At 69.8% G+C, this 18,098-nt stretch carries 15 protein-coding genes; 7 read left to right on the top strand and 8 right to left on the bottom strand.

All coding sequences use genetic code 11. The features are described 5' to 3' along the window. The first annotated feature begins 63 nt into the window (after positions 1-63). From EOINJALH_RS22265 to EOINJALH_RS22255, 3 genes are all read left to right on the top strand, one after another. The gene (locus EOINJALH_RS22265; RefSeq protein ID WP_234413985.1) at positions 64-378 is read left to right on the top strand and encodes a TonB family protein; all 315 of its coding nucleotides are present in this window, start codon (positions 64-66) and stop codon (positions 376-378) included. 139 nt (positions 379-517) lie between these two features. Beyond that, positions 518-1,132, top strand: a complete 615-nt coding sequence (locus tag EOINJALH_RS22260; RefSeq protein WP_088284242.1) for a hypothetical protein — start codon at positions 518-520, stop codon at positions 1,130-1,132. Further along, positions 1,111-4,230 carry a S8 family serine peptidase gene (locus EOINJALH_RS22255; RefSeq protein WP_144290132.1) on the top strand — a complete coding sequence of 1,040 codons (3,120 nt, stop codon included), beginning with the start codon at positions 1,111-1,113 and terminating at the stop codon, positions 4,228-4,230. The genes EOINJALH_RS22260 and EOINJALH_RS22255 overlap by 22 nt, the downstream gene beginning before the upstream one ends. A gap of 69 nt (positions 4,231-4,299) precedes the next feature. Here the strand turns inward: EOINJALH_RS22255 and EOINJALH_RS22250 are convergent, their stop codons facing one another. The 7 genes from EOINJALH_RS22250 to EOINJALH_RS22220 all read right to left on the bottom strand — a co-directional run bounded on the left by EOINJALH_RS22250 (position 4,300) and on the right by EOINJALH_RS22220 (position 11,142). Next, positions 4,300-5,352 (bottom strand): ABC transporter substrate-binding protein, encoded by a 1,053-nt coding sequence (locus tag EOINJALH_RS22250; protein WP_088284238.1) that lies wholly within the window; start codon positions 5,350-5,352, stop codon positions 4,300-4,302. Positions 5,353-5,364: 12 nt separating this feature from the next. Further along, positions 5,365-6,543 (bottom strand): FAD-binding oxidoreductase, encoded by a 1,179-nt coding sequence (locus EOINJALH_RS22245; RefSeq protein WP_088284236.1) that lies wholly within the window; start codon positions 6,541-6,543, stop codon positions 5,365-5,367. Next, positions 6,536-7,927 carry an NAD(P)/FAD-dependent oxidoreductase gene (locus tag EOINJALH_RS22240; protein ID WP_088284234.1) on the bottom strand — a complete coding sequence of 464 codons (1,392 nt, stop codon included), beginning with the start codon at positions 7,925-7,927 and terminating at the stop codon, positions 6,536-6,538. Before EOINJALH_RS22240 ends, EOINJALH_RS22245 begins: the two co-directional genes overlap by 8 nt. Continuing rightward, positions 7,924-8,214, bottom strand: coding sequence for a (2Fe-2S)-binding protein (locus EOINJALH_RS22235; protein ID WP_088284232.1), 291 nt, complete (start codon positions 8,212-8,214; stop codon positions 7,924-7,926). The genes EOINJALH_RS22240 and EOINJALH_RS22235 overlap by 4 nt, the downstream gene beginning before the upstream one ends. A 73-nt stretch (positions 8,215-8,287) precedes the next feature. Next, positions 8,288-9,079 carry an ABC transporter permease gene (locus EOINJALH_RS22230; RefSeq protein WP_088284230.1) on the bottom strand — a complete coding sequence of 264 codons (792 nt, stop codon included), beginning with the start codon at positions 9,077-9,079 and terminating at the stop codon, positions 8,288-8,290. 156 nt (positions 9,080-9,235) lie between these two features. Then, complete coding sequence (locus tag EOINJALH_RS22225; protein WP_404872787.1) at positions 9,236-10,090, bottom strand: ABC transporter permease; 855 nt, start codon at positions 10,088-10,090, stop codon at positions 9,236-9,238. Then, on the bottom strand, positions 10,087-11,142 hold the full coding sequence (locus EOINJALH_RS22220) for an ABC transporter ATP-binding protein (RefSeq protein ID WP_088284228.1): 1,056 nt from the start codon (positions 11,140-11,142) through the stop codon (positions 10,087-10,089). The genes EOINJALH_RS22225 and EOINJALH_RS22220 overlap by 4 nt, the downstream gene beginning before the upstream one ends. A 151-nt stretch (positions 11,143-11,293) precedes the next feature. On the opposite strand from EOINJALH_RS22220, the gene EOINJALH_RS22215 reads away from it, so the two are divergent. From EOINJALH_RS22215 to EOINJALH_RS33360, 4 genes are all read left to right on the top strand, one after another. Continuing rightward, positions 11,294-12,112: an IclR family transcriptional regulator gene (locus EOINJALH_RS22215; protein ID WP_088284226.1), complete on the top strand. Its 819-nt coding sequence runs from the start codon at positions 11,294-11,296 to the stop codon at positions 12,110-12,112. A 42-nt stretch (positions 12,113-12,154) separates the two neighbouring features. Further along, a complete protein-coding gene (locus tag EOINJALH_RS31375) occupies positions 12,155-12,532 on the top strand; it encodes a hypothetical protein (protein ID WP_158219854.1) in 378 nt (125 codons plus the stop codon). Positions 12,533-12,594: 62 nt separating this feature from the next. Further along, on the top strand, positions 12,595-14,106 hold the full coding sequence (locus EOINJALH_RS22210) for a sensor histidine kinase (RefSeq protein WP_158219853.1): 1,512 nt from the start codon (positions 12,595-12,597) through the stop codon (positions 14,104-14,106). Between the two features lie 149 nt (positions 14,107-14,255). Next, positions 14,256-15,986, top strand: a complete 1,731-nt coding sequence (locus tag EOINJALH_RS33360; RefSeq protein WP_088284222.1) for a GGDEF domain-containing protein — start codon at positions 14,256-14,258, stop codon at positions 15,984-15,986. Here EOINJALH_RS33360 and EOINJALH_RS22200 read toward each other — a convergent pair. After that, entirely contained in the window at positions 15,983-17,884 is a 1,902-nt protein-coding gene (locus tag EOINJALH_RS22200; RefSeq protein WP_088284220.1) for a PAS domain S-box protein, read from the bottom strand. The two genes, EOINJALH_RS33360 and EOINJALH_RS22200, sit on opposite strands and share 4 nt — an antisense overlap. Between the last annotated feature and the right edge of the window lie 214 nt (positions 17,885-18,098).

The raw sequence follows: 18,098 nt of genomic DNA, 5'->3' as shown, positions 1-18,098 counted from the left end.
GCGCGTCGTCACATCGGATGACGCGGCAGCGGCCTGGGCGGTGGCGCGGCGAAGGGCGGCACCGTGCAGCGCAGCGGCAGCGGCAAGGCCTCGCGCTCGATCGAGGACATCAAGCTGGTGTTCGACCGCCACAAGGGCGCGATCTACGCGCTGTACAACCGCGCGCTGCGCGACGAGCCGGGCCTGCAGGGCAAGGTGGTGCTGGAGCTGAGGATCGCGCCCTCGGGCGAGGTGGCCGACCTGCGCATCGTGGCCAGCGAGCTGCACGCGGCCGAGCTGGAGCGCAAGCTGCTGGCGCGCATCCGCCAGTTCGACTTCGGCGCCAAGGACGTGGAGACCATGGTCGTCAGCTGGCCGGTGGACTTCCTGCCGTCGTAGGCCGGCGCCACAGCAGCATGCGCCGCTGCCGCGTCATCCGATGTGACGACGCGCAACGCCGCAGCCTGCCGTCCTAGGGATTGGGTGGTGCAAGGGCCGTGGCTAACGTGTCGGCACCCCACAAGGAACGGAGCGCCCCATGAGCACGAAGGCCATGATCCATCTCGGTGACGATGCACCGGGCAACCTGAAGCGCGTGCGCGCCAGCGGCGCGTCGGTGCTGGCGCAGTACGGTGCGTCGGTGCTGGTGCGGGGCGATGCCGCGCAACTGAAGCAACTGGCCGACGGCGGCCTGCGGGTGCGCGAGCTGGCCGAGGCACCGCCGGTGGACATCGGCGGCTTCAGCGTCGACACCGCGGCGCCCGTGCTGCGCTCGGCCAGTGCCACCGCGGTGGTCGACGCGCAGGGGCAGAGCCGCCAGGTGGTGCGCGTCGCCGGCCCGATGCACCCCGACTGGAAGACCGCGCTCGAGCGCCTGGGCGTGCGGCTGCACCAGGCCTTGACCGAGGACAGCTACCTCGCGTCGATGGCCGGCGACCTGGTCGACGACGTGCAGGCGCTGGACTTCGTCGAGTCGGTGGTCGCCTACCAGCCGGCGCTGAAGGTCAATGCCGCGCTGCTGCAGCCCGGCGCGGTGACGGCGCTGGCGCCGTCGGCCGGCCTGACGCTCACGGCGCCGCCGGCGCCCGCCGCCGCCGCGCCGTGGCGCGCGCGGCGGCCCAGGCGGCGGGAGTGGGTGGCAACCTCGAACTGATCCTGTTCGACGCCGCCGAACTGCTGGCCGCGGCCGATGCGGTGCGCGCGTTGGGCGCCACGGTGGTCCGTGCCGGCGGCGACCGGCTGGTGGTGCAGGCCTCGCTCGACCTGCTGCCCGCGCTGGCGGCGCTGCCGATGGTGCGCGAGGTCAATCCGTTCGAGCCGCGGCAGTTGAACAACAACGTGGCCACCGGGCTGATGCGCGCCGATGTCGTGCAGACCGATTTCGGGCTCGACGGGGCCAACCAGATCGTCGCGGTCGCCGACACCGGCCTGGACACCGGCGTCAACGACGCGACGATGCTGGACGACTTCCAGGGCCGCATCGTCAACATCTTCGCGCTCGGCCGGCCGGGCAATGCCAGCGACCCCGACGGGCACGGCACGCACGTCGCCGGCTCGGTGCTGGGCAACGGCGCCAATTCCAACCAGCGCGTCCGCGGCACGGCGCCGGCGGCGCGGCTGGTGTTCCAGTCGATCATGGACAACGGCGGCAACCTGGGCGGCATCCCGGCCGATGTGGGCGTGGGCCTGTTCGACGTGGCGCGCGACCAGGGGGCGCGCATCCACACCAACTCGTGGGGCGCGCCGGTCAACGGCGCCTACAACGGCGATTCCAGCGACGCCGACGCCTTCACCTTCGCCAACCGCGAGTTCCTGGTCTGCTTCTCGGCCGGCAACGAAGGCGCCAAGGCGGCCAACAAGGTCGGCTCGCCAGGCACGGCCAAGAACGTGCTGACCATCGGCGCCAGCGAGAGCCTGCGCACGCTGCCGGCGTCGGTCAACTTCCCGGCCAGCCCGATGTTCCCGTCGGGGGCCACGCTGCCCAACGTGGCCGTGGCGGCAGACGACCAGAACGACGTGGCCTCGTTCAGCAGCATCGGCCCGGCGCAGAACAACCGCCGCAAGCCCGACGTGGTGGCGCCCGGCACCTGGATCCTGTCTGCCCGGTCGTCGGTGGCCGTCGACGACGTCGGGCCGGACGGCCTGCCCGGCACCGGCGACGAAGATGGCGTCGCCACCCACGCCGAGGCGGTGGGCCTGGGCATTCCCGGGCAGCCGATCTTCTTTGCCGGCGACGCCAATGCGCCGGCCATGCCGCCCGGGTCGGGCGCCGGGTCGGCCACGAACTACATGTTCCAAAGCGGCACCAGCATGGCCACGCCACTGACCGCGGGGGCCTGCGCGCTGCTGCGGCAGTACCTGGTCGAGCAGCGCGGCCACACGCCGTCGGGGGCGCTGATCAAGGCCATGATGATCAACGGCGCGGTGGACATGGGCGCCGGCGTGCCCAACAACTCGCAGGGCTGGGGCCGGGTCGACCTGCTCAACACCCTGTCGCCGGCGGCCACGCGGCGCACGCACTTCGACGACAGCCTGGCCACCGCGGTGGCCACCGGCGACATCCGCACCTACGACATCTTCGTCTCGTCGGCCGCCGCGCCGCTGGCCGTGACGCTGGTGTGGCGCGACCCGCCGGGCAACACCATCCAGAACCGGCTGCACCTGCGCGTGGTGCATGTGGCCACTGCCACCACGCTCACGTCCGACCCCATCGGCGACATCCGCAACAATGTGCAGAAGGTCATCGTCGCGGCGCCCGCCACCGGCCTGTGGCGCATCGAGGTGGAGGGCGTCAACGTCGTCACCGGCATCGCCGAGTTGCTGCCGGCGCTGCGGCAGGACTATGCGCTGGTGGTGTCCAACGCCACCGGCTTCTCGTGCAACCCGGCCGACGTGGTTCAGGTGATCGACCGCTCGGGCAGCATGGGCTACTCGGGCTACATGGAGCCGGCCAAGCAGCGCGCGCGCCAGTTCATCGACCTGCTGCAGATCAACGACAAGGCCGGCGTCGTCACCTTCAATCAGACGGCGGCCACGCCCTTCGGGCTGACCCTGGTCGACAACCAGTCGGTGAAGGATGCCGCGCATGCCGCCATCGACCCGGTCACGCCCAGCGGCAACACCGACCTGCGCGAGGGCCTGGAGCGCGGCGTCACCGCGCTGGGCCCCGACCTCGGCCGCCCGCGCGCGCTGATCTTCCTCAGCGACGGCAAGCACACCAGCGGGCCGCCGCTGATCGACAACCCCTTCCTCGATGGCATCGCCGCGGCCAACATCGCCGTGCACGCCATCGCCATCGGCCCCGACAGCGACCTGCCCACCCTCAACAACATCGCCAGCCGCACGGGCACCGGCGCCGTGCACTTCGTCGAATCGGCGGCCGACCTGCACAAGCTGCACGAGATCTACTACACCATCGTCGGCGGTGCCGGCTGCGGCGGCGTGGTGCACCTCAATTCCGTCAGCGTGGGCGCGGCCGGCCTGGCCGACAGCGCACCCATCGACGGCAGCACCCGCGAGGCGCACTTCGCGCTGTCGTGGCAGACGCCGGGGGCCGAGATCGAGCTGCAGCTCACCGAGCCGGGCGGCGCGGTGCTCACGCCCGCCACCACCCGCGCCTTCGTCTTCAAGGGCGCCACGCACACCTTCTACCGCGTCACCTGGCCGCGCGCTGGCACCTGGCGCATGTCGCTGAAGGTGCTGAAGAACCCGGGCAACCAGCCGCTGAAGGCCACGATCGCGGTGCTGGCCGATTCCGACTTCCACTGCAAGGCCCAGGTGCACCGCAAGTTCCTGTTCCAGAACCTGCTGCGCATCGAGCACGCCGTGCGCCTGGGCGACAAGCCGGTCGCGTCCGGCAAGGCCTTCGCCGACGTCACCTTCCCGACGCGCTCGATCGCCGACCTGCTGAAGCGCCATGCCGCCGCGCTGAAAAGCATCGAGGTGCCGCCCAAGCTGCTGGCCAAGGACAAGGCCGACCGGGCGCTGCTGCAACTGGGCACGCTGCTGGCCCGCCACGGCGCGGCGGGCAAGGACCTGTTCGCGCGGCAGACCGTGCGCGTGCCGCTGGTGGGCGACGGCGCGGGCGGCAGGCCGAAGGAGGGCCTGTTCAGCGGCAGCCTCGACCTCACCAAGGTGAAAGTGGCCGGGCCGCTGCAGGTGCGCGTGGGCTTCGAGCTGAAGCTGCCCAAGCTGGGCACGCACCGCTGCGTCGAGCTGCTGCCGGTGTACGTGCCGGCCAAGGGCGAGTGAGGCGGGCAGGGCGCTGGCGGTGGCCGGCGCCGGCCGCCGCCGCGTCAGTGCCCTGCAGGGCTCAGACTCTCAGCGCTCCACGGTCTTGTTCCAGCGCGTGTTCCACTCCGGCCGCAGCTGGTTGATGCTGTCCCAGTCGAGCGTGATCACGGTCTTCATGTAGCCCTTGAAGCGGTCCACCGTGGCCTGCGCGGCCGGCGTTCCGGGCTGCGTTTTCAGGTTCGACGGGATCTGGTTGCCGAACTCCAGCGCCGCGGCCTGCGCCTGCGGCGTCAACAGGAACTCGGCCAGCTTCTGCGCCAGCGCCGGGTTGTCGTTGTTGGCGGTCACGCACTCGGCCACCATCAGTAGCACCGAGCCTTCCTTCGGCTGCGCGTATTCCATCGGCACGCCGCGGGCCTTCTGCGTGGCCACGCCAGTGGGCGTGAGCGGGAAGATCGCGGCCTCGCCGTTCTGCACCATCTCGCTCAGTTTGGCCGAGCTGGGGATGTACTCCAGCACGTTGGGGCCGATGGTGCTGCCCCACTTGGCGAAGCCGGGGTCGACGTTCTTCTCGGTGCCGCCCTGCGTGCGGTTGAACATCAGGAAGCCGTGCAGCCCGAAGCTGCTGGACGGCATCGACTGGAACACCACCTTGCCCTTGAACTTGGGGTCGGCGAAGTCGAGCCACGAGGTGGGTGCGGCCCACTTCTTCTCGTCGAACAGCTTCTTGTTGTAGCCGATGCCGGTCATGCCCACGTTCACGCCCGCGGCCATACCGCCGGGCATGCGGGCCGAGGGGTACAGGTCCTGCAGCACGGGCGAATCGGCCATCTTCTGGCACAGGCCCATCTTCATCGCGCGGATCATCACGCCGTCGTCCAGGAACATCACGTGCACCGGCGGCTTCTCCTTGCTGGCCTGCACCTTGGCCAGGATGTCGGACGAGGTGCCGGGCACCACCACCACCTTGGCGTTGTGGATCTTCTCGAAGGCCGGGAACACGTACTTGGTGTACGAGCGCTCCATGTCGCCGCCGTTCATGCCGATATAGATCGTCTTGGGCGCCTGGGCCGAAGCCGCCGTGGCCAGCGCCAGCGCCGACAGGGTGAACAGCAGGGCCGGGGTTCGATGGTGTGACATGGTCGCGTCCTTTCAGTGGGAGGAAATGGGATCGTGGTGCGGCGCGGGCGCCGCGTTGGGCGTGAGGTGCGGCGTGAGGTGTGGCGTGAAACGGTCGATCGAGAAGGCCTGCAGCGGCACGTCGGAGCGGCCATGGTGCACCCATTGCGCCAGCGCCTCACCCACCGCCGGGCCGGTCTGGAAGCCGGCGCCGCAAAAACCGAAGGCGTGCAACAGCTGCGGCTGCCGGGTGCCGGGGCCGATGACGGGCTGGTGGTCGGGCAGCGAGCCTTCCACGCCGCTCCAGAAGCGCAGCACCTGCGCATGCGCCAGCGGCGGGAACAGCTCGGCCATGCGCTGGCACAGCTCGCCGATGGCCTGCGCCCGCGGCTTGGCGTGCAGCGGCGTGCCGGGCGCGCCGCGGCTGCCGCCCATCACGCAGTTGCCGCGCGCCGTCTGCCGGCCGTAGATGCCGCCGCCCTCGACGCCGATGTTGATGTCCATGAAGCGCGGCATCGGTTCGGTGACCGCCATGCCTGGGTGGATGGATTCCATCGGCGCGTCGTCGCCGAAGGCCCGCGCCACCGTCAGCGCCCAGGCGCCAGCGCAGTTCAGCAGGCGCGGCGCGCGCACGTGCAGGCCGCGGCCGTTGCCGAGCACGAAGCCCTGGCCGTCGTGGCCCAGCTCGGTGACCTCGCAGTGCTCGATCACCGTGGCCCCGGCGGCCCGCGCGGCGCGGGCGAAGGCCGGGCTCACCAGGCGCGGGTTGGCATGGCCGTCGCCGGGGCACCACGAGCCGCCCATCGCCGTGCGGCCCAGCCAGGGGTAGCGCTGGCGGAAGGCGGCGCCGGTGATCAGCTGCAGGTCGAGCCCCTGGCCGTCGACGCGCCGCGCGTAGTCTTCCAGCCGAGCCAGGTCGTCGTCGGTGCGCGCCAGCTTCAGGTGGCCCGAGCGCACGTACTCGCCGTCGATGCCGATCAGCTCGGGCAGTTGCTGCCACAGCTGCCGCGAGCGCAGCGCCAGCGGCAGTTGCGACAGGGCGCGGCCCTGCACGCGCACGCCGCCGTAGTTGACGCCGCTGGCCGCCGCCCCGCACAGCCCGCGCTCGAGCAGCACCACCCGCAAGCCGAAGCGGCGCAGGAACAGCGCCGCCGAGCTGCCGACGATGCCGCCGCCGACGATGGCCACGTCGGTATCGAGGCGCTCAGTCATCGCGTTCGTCCGACGGCACGGGGGCCACGGCCGCTGCGGCCGCGCCGAGCACGGCCACCGGCACCGGCTTGACCGGCGGCTGGCTGCGCAGGCGCCCCACCTCGGCCAGGGGGCGTCCTGCCGCGTGGGCCAGCAGCCGCGCCGCGGCCGGCGCGCACATGCGGCCCTGGCAGCGGCCCATGCCGATGCGCGTGAGCGCCTTCAGGCGGTTGAGCTCGTCGGTGCCGGTGTCGTGCACGCAGGCGCGCAGCGTGCCGGCGGTGACTTCTTCGCAGCGGCAGACGATCAGATCGTCGGGCGCTTGCGCGGCCCAGTCGGCGGGCAGCGGGCACAGCGCCTCCAGGCCCTGGCGGAAGCGCCGGTGCATGGCCATCGCGGCCGCGTCGTCGCGGGCGGGCGCGGGCCGCCCCAGGTCTTGCAGCAGCGCGCGTGCGGCCCGCGCGCCGCTCAGCTCGGCCGCGTCGGCGCCCAGGATGGCGGCGCCGTCACCGGCCAGGTAGACGCCCGGCACGCTGCTGCGGCCCTGCGCATCCTGCCGCGGCAGCCAGGCCTGGTCGATGGCGCTGAACTCGAAGGCGCAGCCGGCCAGGTCGGCCAATTGGGTTTCGCTGCGCAGGCCGTGGCCGAAGGCGATGGCGTCGCAGGCGGTGACGTGCCGGCGCGGGCCGATCCGCCAGTGCATGTGCTGCACGCAGCCGTTGCCCTCGGCGCGCACCAACTGCGCGCCCTGGTGCACCGGCACACCGGCCAGCCGCAGCTGGGCCAGGAAGTAGGCGCCCTTGGCGGCCACCTCGGGGCGGGCCAGCAGGTCGGGCAGGGCGCGCACGCGGCTGCCGGGCGGGGCGACATCCAGCACCGCCTGCACCGTGCCGCCGGCGTGCGCGTATTGCCAGGCCACCAGGTACAACAGCGGGCCGGTGCCGGCGAACACCACGCGCGGGCCCACCAGGCTGGCCTGCGCCTTCAGCGCCACCTGCGCCGCGCCCAGCGTGAACACGCCCGGCAGCGTCCAGCCTGGAAAGGGCAGCACGCGGTCGGTGGCGCCGGTGGCCAGGATCAGCGCGTCCACGGCCAGTGAGTCAGCGCGGTCGCCGCACAGCAGGTGCAGCGTGCGGCCCTCGATCTGCCACACCAGGGTGTCGGGGCGGTGGTCGACCTGCGGCGCGAGTTGCGCAAACCGATGGAACAGCGCGGTGGCCTTGCCGGCCTCGAAGCCGTACAACGCGCGCACCGGCCGCTGCAAGGCCGGCGGCGGCTGGCGGTAGATCTGCCCGCCGACGCGCGGCGATTCGTCGATCAGCACCGGCCGCAGCCCGGCGCCCACCAGTTGCTCGGCCGCGCGGAGGCCGGCCGGGCCGGCGCCGACGATGGCCACGGTGCTCATGGCAAGCGCCTCGTCAGCAGGCGCATGCCGGCCTGCAGCGGCGTGCTGCAGGCGCGCAGGCGCGGGCCGTCGGCGCTGTCCATCCAGCAGTCCTGGCAGGCCCCCATCAGGCAGAAGCCGGCGCGCGGGCTGGCGCTGAACTCGGTCTCTCGCAGGCGCTGGCCCTGGGCCAGCACGGCGGTCAGCACGGTGTCGCCGTCGAAGCCGGTGCAGGGCATGCCGTCGAGTTCGAAGTCGACGCGGGTGCGCGGCAGCGCCGCCAGGCGGGTGAGCAGCGGCTTGGTCATGCCTGCACCCTTGCGCTTCGCGCTGTCCCGCCGGACGGGAGCGAGCACGTCTTCGGACGGCCGGGCGACGTGCTCATTGTTGGCCCACCAACACCTTATCCAGCCCGTAGAGCCGGTCCAGCAGCACCATCACCGCGGCGGTCAGGCCGACGATCAGTGCCGACACCGCGGCCATCATCGGGTCGATCGACTCGGTGGCCAGCATGTACATGCGCACCGGCAGCGTCACCGTCTGCGGCGAGGTGATGAAGATCGACATGGTCACCTCGTCGAAGCTGTTGATGAAGGCCAGCATCCAGCCGCCGGTGATGCCCGGCAGCATCAGCGGCAGCGTGATGCGGCGGAACACCGTGGCGCGGTCGGCGCCCAGCGACTGCGCGGCCTGCTCGATGCTGCGGTCGCTGCCGGCCAGCGCCGACACCATCAGCCGCAGCGCATAGGGCGTGACGATGACCACGTGCGCCAGCGTCAGCCACAGGCTGGAGCCGCGCACGTCGAGCAGGGCAAACAGCCGCAGCATGGCCACGCCCAGCACCAGGTGCGGCACGATCAGCGGGCTCATCAGCAGGCCGTTCAGCGCCTGCCGGCCGGGAAAATCGTGCCGCGCGATGGCCAGCCCGGCGGGAATGGCCAGCGCCACCGACAGCGTGGCGGCCACGGCGGCCACGGCCAGGCTGTTCCAGAACGACTGCACCAGGTCGCTGTGCTCGAACACCGCGCGGAACCAACGCAGCGAATACGCCCCCCAGGGCACCTGCAGCGTGTCGCTGGGTGTGAAGGCCACCAGGCACACCACCACCAGCGGCGCCAGCATGAAGGCCACCACCAGGGCGTTGAACAGCATCGCGAAGGGGCCGTTCTTCATATCGGCCGGCGCCGGGCCGCCCCAAGCGGGCCGACGCCCCCTCGGGGGGCAGCGAACAGAGTGAGCGTGGGGGCTCTCATATCGGCCAGCGCCGGGCCGCCCCAAGCGGGCCGACGCCCCCTCGGGGGGCAGCGAACAGAGTGAGCGTGGGGGCTCTCATGCACCCATCCGCTTGCGATAGCGGCCTTCGAGGAGGGCCTGGGTGCCCAGCATCACCGCCAGGTTCACCATCAGCAGCGCCAGCGCGATGGCCGCGCCCAGCGGCCAGTTCAGCTCGTGCAGGTACTCGTCGTAGATGAGCGTGGCCACCATCTTCAACCGGCGCCCGCCCAGCAGGCCGGGGATGGCCAGCGCGCTGGCGCTGAGCGCGAACACGATCAGCCCGCCCGAAAGCAGCCCCGGCGTCACCTGCGGCAGCACCACGCGGCGCCACACGGTGAAGCGCGACGCGCCCAGCGACAGCGCGGCGTTCTCCACCTGCGGGTCGAGCTTCTGCAGCGAGGTCCACACCGGGATCACCATGAAGGGCAGCATCACGTGCACCAGCGCCACCACCACCGCGATGGGCGTGTACAGCATGCGCTGGCGGCCGATGCCCACCCACTCGAAGAACTGGTTGACGAAGCCGGCCGGCCCCAGCACCAGGCTCCAGCCGAAGGCCCGCACCACCACCGACACCAGCAGCGGCGCCAGGATGACCAGCAGGAACACCGACCGCCAGGGCGCGCGCATGCGACTCAGGATGTAGGCCTCGGGCGCGCCCAGGGCCACGCAGATCAGCGTGGTCAGCAGCGCCACCCAGCCGGTGCGGCCGAACACCTCCCAGTAGTAGCTGTCGCCCAGCACGGTGGCGTAGGCGGCCAGCGTGAAGCCGCCCTGCACGCCCGTCTCGTGGCTGAAGCGCTGGAACGACAGCAGCAGCGTCAGCCCCAGCGGCAGCAGCACCATCAGGCCGAACAGGGCCAGCGCCGGCGCGCTCAGCACATAGGGCGTGGCCCGCGTGCTGCTCACGGAGCGCTCGCTTCGGGGGGTAGCACGCGAGCCACGTCGTCCGACCAGCCCAGGCCCAGCTCGGCCTGCTCGGGCCAGGGCTCGCGGCCGTCGTTGGCGGTGGCCACCTCCAGGTCGCCCAACGCGCAATGCACGCGGTACAGCCACTGGCTGCCCAGGAAGAAGCGCTCGGTCACGCGGGCCGGCAGCCGGCCGGCCCCGGCCGGCAACAGCACCAGCTTCTCGGGCCGCAGGCACAGCGTGAGCTCGCTGCCGTCGGCCGCGGCGGCGGGGCCCAGCGGCAGCTGCAGCCCGGTGGAGAGCTCGACCATGCGGCCGCGCACGCGCCCGCGCAGCAGGTTGGTCTTGCCGACGAAGCTGGAGATGAAGCGGCTCTGCGGGTGCTCGTACAGCCGGTGCGGCGCGTCGATCTGCTGAACGCGGCCGGCGTGCATCACCACCACGCGGTCGCTGATCGACAGCGCCTCGGCCTGGTCGTGCGTGACCATCAGCGTGGTCGTGCCCAGCTTGCGCTGGATGCGGCGCAATTCGAATTGCATGGCCTCGCGCAACTGCGCGTCGAGGTTGGACAGCGGTTCGTCGAGCAGCAGCACCGGCGGCTCGATCACCAGCGCGCGGGCCACTGCCACGCGCTGGCGCTGGCCGCCCGACAGTTCGCGCGGGTAGCGCTGCGCCAGGTCGGGCAGGTGCACCAGGTCGAGCATGCGGGCCACGCGCTGGTCGCGCTCGGCGCGGGGCAGGCCGCGCATCTCCAGGCCGAAGGCCACGTTCTGTGCCACCGTCATGTGCGGGAACAGCGCATAGCTCTGGAACACGATGCCCAGCCCGCGTTTTTCGGGCGGCACCTGGGTGATGTCGCGGCCATTGAGCACGATGCGCCCGCGCGTGGGCAGCACGAAGCCGGCCAGCGCCTGCAGCGTGGTGGTCTTGCCGCAGCCCGACGGCCCCAGCAGGCTGATCAGTTCGCCCTGCTCGACCGACAGGTGGAAGTCCACCAGCGCGTGCACGTCGCCGTAGGACTTGGACAGGCCGTCGATCACGAGAAAGGGCATGGCAGGGGGCCTCGCGTTGGGCGCAGTGTGGGCATGCAGCGGGCCGCGCGTCAAGGATGGAAACCCAATCGGCGGAATGAAAGTCCGTAGCGACCCACATGTCGGAATCCTGTGGGTAATATCGGTTCATTCCATTTCGCGGAACAAGATCATGCCCAGCGCCGAAGCCTCGGTGTCCAGCCTGCACCGGGCGGTGACGATCCTGAAAGCCCTGGCCGCCAGCGCCGACGACGGCGGCCAGCGCGTCATCGACCTGGCCAAGGCCGTGGGCTTTACCCAGGCCACCACGCACCGCCTGCTGCAGCAACTGGTGGACGAGGGCCTGGTCGAACAGGACGCACAGACGAAGCGTTATGCGCTGAGCCTGGTGCTCTTCTCGCTGGCCGCCCGCGCCGGCGACACCGGCGGCCTGCGCGAACGCTGCCGGCCGGCGCTGCTGCGCCTGGGTGCGTCGCTGGGCGACAGCGTGTTCCTGCTGGTGCGCGCCGGCTTCGACGCGATGTGCCTGGACCGCTGGGAGGGCCCGTTTCCCATCCGCAGCTTCACCGGCGACATCGGCGGGCGTGTGCCGCTGGGCGTGGGGCAGGGCGCGATGGCCATCCTGGCCCACCTGCCCGAAGGCGAGCGCGACGAGGTGATGCGCCACAACGTGCCACGCATCCGCCACCTGGGCGCGCTGGACGAGGTGTACCTGCGCACCGAGGTCGCCCGCGTGCAGCGCCAGGGCTATGCCAACACCAACTCGGGCCTGATCGACGGCATGGCCGGCGTGGCGGTGCCGGTATTCGACGCCAACGGCCGCGTGGCCGCGGCGCTGAGCGTGGGCACCCTGACCGCCCGGCTGGAAGGCGAGCGCCTGCCGGTGGTGGTGGACCTGCTGCAGCGCGAGGCGCGCGCGCTGGCGGCGCAGATCAACCCGTTCGACCGCACGCTGCGAAGGCCGGCGGAGGGGTTGGGGGTGGGGAGGTGAGCGAGGTGGTTGCGCCGTGTGGCGTCACAGCGGCTGACCGTGATGGTCGATGGCTCGATGCACCGCTGGACCAACCAGGGCCGCTTGCCGACGGCTTCGGTGCTGTGCTCGCAGATGCTGGTGCCGTTCGACATGCCGCCCGGCCGTGAGCAGAAGCACTGCCTGCGGCAGGAGCAGAGATCTTTCGGATACTTGGAAACGCTTGAGTCCGCCGTGGCTGTTCCTGATGCCCGCGTGCAATCCCCCGGGTGTCTGGCAGGCAAAAGAAGCGACCATCGAAGTGAGATCTTGAATGACGCCCATGCGGCAGGCACCTTCGTCTGCAGTGGTGCAGATCGTTGCCTCCCATGCCGGGCAATCTGCGCGATGTGCGAGCCGCTTCCATTCAGCGCGGTGGTTCAGGCAACAATCCGGCCTTGACCTCCGCAAGCCGCAGCCGATCGAGCCCTGCGGCCTGTCGTCGGTGACCAAGGACCATGGTGATGACACCCGAGCCTCCCCTGCACGCCGAGCAGCGCCGCCTCGAGGCGCTGGCCAGTCTGAATGTGCTCGACAGCCTGCCAGAGCCGGTGTTCGATGCGATCACTGCCACGGCGGCACAAGCCTGCGGCATGCCGATTGCGCTGGTGTCGCTCGTGGACATCGACCGCCAATGGTTCAAATCGAACGTCGGATTGCCTGGCGTGGAGCAGACGCCCCGCAATGTGGCGTTCTGCGACCATGCCATCCGCCAGGAAGAGCTCCTCGAGATCGCCGACGCCCGCGTCGATGGTCGATTTGCGAGCAACCCGCTGGTGACCGGGGATCCGCTGATCCGCTTCTACGCCGGCGCCCCCATCGTGCTGCAGGGCGGTGAGCGCGTCGGCACCGTCTGTGTGATCGATCGGCAGCCCCGACAGCTGACGGAGGCGCAGCGTGCCATGCTCCTCGGTCTGGCCCGGGTGGCCAGTGTGGCTCTGGTCGACCGTCAGCGGCAGGTGGCGATGCACCGGGAACTGGCCCTGAGCGCGGCGCGCTACCGCGCGATCGTCGAGGATCAGACTGAATTCATCGCGTTGACCCGGCCCGACGGCACATTGGTGTTCGTCAACGGCGCGTACGCCAGGCACGTCGGGCTCGATAGCGCCCAGATGATCGGCCGCCCACTCTTCGAGTTCGTCGACCCTGCAGATCACGACACGGTTCGGGAGCACGTGAAGTCCGTGGCCGCCGCGGGGACGTCCTTGTCGGCCAGCCATCGATCGAGATCGGCCAGCGGCGACGTCCGCTGGGTGGCCTGGACCAGCCGGGCCTTGACGGAGGATGCGGACCGGGCCGTGCTCATCCATTCCGTCGGGCGGGACATCACCGAGCAGCGCTCGACCGACATCGAACTCCGCGCAGCGCTGCGCGAGAAGGAAGTCCTGCTCAAGGAGGTCTACCACCGCGTCAAGAACAACCTCCAACTGGTGCAGAGCTTGCTCAGCCTGCAGGTTCGCAGCTCGAAAGACGATTCCGTCCGGCTGGCGCTTGCCGAGAGTGCCCGACGGATACGGGCCATGGCGCTGGTTCACGAGAAGCTGTACCAGTCGGGGAATCTCACGGAAGTGTCGCTCGACGACTACGCGCGTGACCTGCTTCGACAGATCGATGAATCTGCCGGCGCCAGCGCACGCGGCATCCGCCTCGTCGCCGCCATCGAGGACAGGCCCTGCCGCCTGGACAGTGCCATCCCGTTCAGCCTGCTGGTCACGGAACTCGTGTTCAACGCGTTGGAGCATGGCTTCGACGATCAGCAAGGGGGCGAGATCCGGGTCGCGCTCAGCACGCGTGGCCAGACACCATGGTTGATCGTCTCGGACAACGGTGTCGGGTTGCGGCAGGGTTTCGACCTGGGCACCGCTGCGAGCATGGGGCTACAACTGGCGAGCGCACTGTCCATTCAACTTGGGGGTACGCTGCAGGCTCACAGCGATGGTGGAGCGGTGTTCAGTACCGCGCTGCCACGGCTCTGACCATCAGCCACGGTCAGAAGGCCAGATGGGCTCGCGACGACGAGGCCACGTGGAAACGACTCACCGTCGACGCCAATCGGTACCAGGTCGGAGCGGGTGGCCGCGACGCGAAGCACCGACCCTGGATTCGCCCTCCTATCATTGGCCGGATGAAGACAACACGTGGCCAGCGCTCGCTCCAGCGCCTGTTGACGATTCCCTTTGTCGGCCTGGTGATTGGGCTGGCCATGACACTCGGCGCGTTGTCGTATTCGGCCGGCAGCAGTGCCGTCGACACCTTGTCTGCCCGCCTCCTGGAAGAGACCGTGCAACGCATTGGCCAGGCGATCGAACGCCACGTGGTGGGTTCGGGCGCCGTGCTGGAGGCCGCGTTCCCGAACGGGGTACCGGCGGCAAGCGATCTGCGCCAGGAGGTGGGTCCGTTGCGCACGCGGTTCTGGATCGCCACCTCGCTTCATCGCGATCCAAACAACTATGTCTACTATGGCAATCGCAGTGGCCAGTTCATGGGCTTGTGGAGGCACTCCGCCGATGAGGCAGAACTGCGCCTGAAGTTCGAGGCCGACGCGCCGCGCTCGATCCAGCACTTCAAGGGAATTGCGGGCGAATTGCAGCCACCGCTGCGCGAAGCCCGCGTGTTCGACCCGCGCCACAGGCCCTGGTACCTGGCCGGCGTGAACAGCGACCTACAGACCTGGACCTCGATCTACGTCGATTTCCGAACGCTGGAACTGGTGGCGACCCGGGCCCGACGGGTCATGGGCCCGACGGGGGTGATCGAGGGCGTCGTTGCCACCGACGTTTCCTTGCTCGCACTCGACAACTTCGTTCGCCGATTGAAGGTCTCTGCGAACGGGATTGCGTTCATCGTCGAACCGAACGGGCAACTGATCGCTGCGTCGAATGCGCCGAACCTTCGGCGCAAGGCCGACGGATCCGCCGACCGCGTCGCCGCGCTCGGCTCCGGTGAGCCCCTGCTGGAGGCGACCTATCTCAAGCTGCGCGATCGCCTGTCTGACTCGTCATTGGCCAAACCGGGGTCATTGAGCTTCACCGGACCCGATGGCAGGACGATCGAAACCGGCTATGCGCGCGTGGTCGACAGCGCAGGACTCGATTGGTCCGTCGTGGTAGCACTGCCACGCGATGATTTCATGGCGGGGGTGAGCGCCAACGTGACGCGGACGGCGTTGTCCGGCGCCATTGCCGCGCTGGCGGTCGCGGTGATCGGCCTGTGGATCGTGCGCTGGGTCACGGACGACGTGCGGCGCCTGTCCGACGCCACGCAGCGAATCGGCGACGGCGATCTGGACACCCCCATGGGCGCACAGCGCACCAAGGAACTGGGCATGCTGGCCGACAGCTTTCAACGGATGCAGATCAAGCTTCGCACCGATCGCCTCACCGGCCTGGCCAACCGCGAAGGCGTGATGCAGCGACTGACCGAGCGCACCCATCACAGCCGGCGCGTGGCCGACGAACGCGCGCTCGCTGTGCTGTTCGTCGACCTGGATCGCTTCAAGAGCATCAACGATTCGTTCGGCCACGAGGCAGGCGACAGGGTCTTGTCGATGCTCGGGCTTCGGTTGCGTCAAGGCGTCCGCGACACCGATCTGGTCGCGCGCTGGGCTGGGGACGAGTTCGTCGTGCTGCTGGACGGCATCGATTCGGTCGACGGCGCCGAACAGATTCGCACCCAACTCGAGCACCGCCTGCGAGAACCGCTGGACATCGCTCCTGCACACCTGATGGTGGTTGTCGGCGGCACCATCGGTCTGGCCATCTACCCTCGCGACGGCGCCGACGCGGACGCATTGATCGAGGCCGCCGACCGCGACATGTATGCTCGCAAGCCAACTGCCTCGGCACCACAGGGCTAGGCAGGCCGCAATTGCACAGTCACTGTCGTTCCTGTCCGCGAGGTGCTGTGGACCTTCAGCGTTCCGCCCATCTCGACGACCAGGCTGCGAGCGATCACCAATCCCAACCCCGTGCCGGGGATCGCCGTGCGCTCGGCGCCCAGCCGATCGAACGGATGGAACAGTCGATCCAGTTGCTCCGGCGTCATGCCGATGCCGCCATCCTCGATCGTCAGCGCCACGGCCTCGTCCTCTCCACGTGCGGCCCGGATCCGCACCGTGCCACCCTGGCGGTTGTACTTGATGGCGTTTGAGCCGAGGTTCAGCAGCACCTGCCGCAGGCGCTGAGCGTCGGCAAGGACCCGCAGGCTGTCGGCAATCTCGGCATCGAGGAGGATCCCATGCGCTGCGGCCTGGCCCTGGATCAGGCGGAGCGCGTCGGCGACGACTGGTGCCAGCGCCACTGGCGAGTTCTCGATCCTGAGGGTGCCCTGCGCGGCTCGATTCAGGTCCAGCAGGTCGGTCACGAGCGCCAACAGGTGCTCACCGGCGGCATGGATGTGCTGAGCGTACTTTCCGATCCGCTCCGGATCGGGGGTCAGCTGCTGCAATTGCAGCAGCTGGGCGAATCCCATCACCGCGTTCAGCGGCGTGCGCATTTCGTGGCTGACCCTCGACAGGAACTCGGTCTTCGACGCATTCGCCAGCTCGCTGGCCTTGCGCTGCATCCGCTCGTCGGCCAGCATGGCCAGGTGTTCCGCTGCCCTCTTCTGTTCGGTCAGATCGTGGACTTGGTACAGGTGGCAGGCTGCCTGCCCACCATCGCGCAGCAGCGACACGCTGACCAAGGTCCAGACAGGCTCGCCCGATGGCCGCACGTACCGCTTCTCGAACTGCACGACACCGACGTCCAAGCGCATCAGGTCGCGCAGTCTGTGCATCTCATGGTCTCGATCGGCCTCGGCGGTCAGCTCGGTCTGCGTGAACGCGCACAGTTCATCGCGGGTCATGCCGAGCAGTTGGCACAACGCATCGTTGACCTGGATGAACTCGCCAGCGTACGACACGAGCGCCATGCCCAGGGGCGCGTGGTCGAAGGCACTGCGGAAACGGGCCTCGCTCGCGCGCAACAAGGCTTCGTGCGCAAGGCGCTGCGCGGCGTCGCGAAGCACCAGGACGGCCCCGAGCCTTCGGCCGCTGTCGTCGTCCACCGGACCGGCGGTCTCATCGACGACGCGCGTGGCGCCATCCCGTGACACGATGGGTATGCCGTGCGCCACCGGCATCGGCCGCCCCGACCGCAACACGGCCGACACCAGACCCGAACCGCGGTCTGTCCCGGACGATTCGGCGTCTGATCCCGCGGTGCACACAACCTCGCCCACGTCGCGCTCCACTGCCTCGTCCAGCGACCATCCGGTCAGCGCCTCGGCGGTGGGGTTGAGGAAGCGGACCCTGGCCTCGAGATCGGTGACGATCACCCCGTCGGTCACGCACCGCAAGGTGTGGGCGAACCACCGATCGGCCTCCCGGAGTTGCCGCTCCATCCGCGCCTTGGTCAGCGCCACCTCGATGCCGGCCCGCAGTTCCTTGACCTGGTACGGCTTGGTCAGGTAACCGTAGGGTGCCGTGTGCGCGGCGCGTTGAACGGTGTCGTTGTCACTGTGCGAGGTCAGGAAGATCAGCGGTATGTCGTGCCGTTTGCGGATGCAATGCGCCGCCTCGATGCCATCCACCTTGCCCTGAAGACGCACGTCCATCAGGATCAGTTGCGGCACCAGTGTGTCCACGGCAGCGATCGCCTCCTCGCCGCTGGCAGCCACGCCCACGACGTCATAGCCGAGGTCCTGCAACTGCAAGCGCAGGTCGAGCGCAACGATCGCCTCGTCTTCCACGATCAGGATCGAGGGTCTTTTCATTCGCCAGCACTCCCAGGTGAACCAGTCTTTATCTCTGCAGCATCACGGCCGCACGATGACATGAGGCGATCCATGGCGTCATGCGCACCGTCAACGCCGTGGGCGCTGCCCCGCGGTGGCTGCCGGCGCGACGCGTGACCCGGATCGAGCCTGTCCGCGCGTGCGGGAAACCAGGCGTGAGGATGTTGCCCTCGAGTGCGGTCACGGGCCGTCC

The organism is Ideonella sp. A 288, assembly GCF_002198735.1.
GTDB lineage: Bacteria > Pseudomonadota > Gammaproteobacteria > Burkholderiales > Burkholderiaceae_C > Pseudaquabacterium.
The sequence above is the reverse complement of the archived record's forward strand: the minus strand, read 5'-3'. Positions and strand labels throughout refer to the sequence as shown.

Coding starts and splice junctions, on each gene's coding strand:
- EOINJALH_RS22245 (WP_088284236.1), bottom strand. CDS start 6,543: ATGACTGAGCGCCTCGATACCGACGTGGCCATCGTCGGCGGCGGCATC.
- EOINJALH_RS22240 (WP_088284234.1), bottom strand. CDS start 7,927: ATGAGCACCGTGGCCATCGTCGGCGCCGGCCCGGCCGGCCTCCGCGCG.
- EOINJALH_RS22235 (WP_088284232.1), bottom strand. CDS start 8,214: ATGACCAAGCCGCTGCTCACCCGCCTGGCGGCGCTGCCGCGCACCCGC.
- EOINJALH_RS22210 (WP_158219853.1), top strand. CDS start 12,595: ATGACACCCGAGCCTCCCCTGCACGCCGAGCAGCGCCGCCTCGAGGCG.
- EOINJALH_RS31375 (WP_158219854.1), top strand. CDS start 12,155: ATGGTCGATGGCTCGATGCACCGCTGGACCAACCAGGGCCGCTTGCCG.
- EOINJALH_RS22250 (WP_088284238.1), bottom strand. CDS start 5,352: ATGTCACACCATCGAACCCCGGCCCTGCTGTTCACCCTGTCGGCGCTG.
- EOINJALH_RS33360 (WP_088284222.1), top strand. CDS start 14,256: ATGAAGACAACACGTGGCCAGCGCTCGCTCCAGCGCCTGTTGACGATT.
- EOINJALH_RS22215 (WP_088284226.1), top strand. CDS start 11,294: ATGCCCAGCGCCGAAGCCTCGGTGTCCAGCCTGCACCGGGCGGTGACG.
- EOINJALH_RS22230 (WP_088284230.1), bottom strand. CDS start 9,079: ATGAAGAACGGCCCCTTCGCGATGCTGTTCAACGCCCTGGTGGTGGCC.
- EOINJALH_RS22220 (WP_088284228.1), bottom strand. CDS start 11,142: ATGCCCTTTCTCGTGATCGACGGCCTGTCCAAGTCCTACGGCGACGTG.
- EOINJALH_RS22200 (WP_088284220.1), bottom strand. CDS start 17,884: ATGAAAAGACCCTCGATCCTGATCGTGGAAGACGAGGCGATCGTTGCG.
- EOINJALH_RS22260 (WP_088284242.1), top strand. CDS start 518: ATGAGCACGAAGGCCATGATCCATCTCGGTGACGATGCACCGGGCAAC.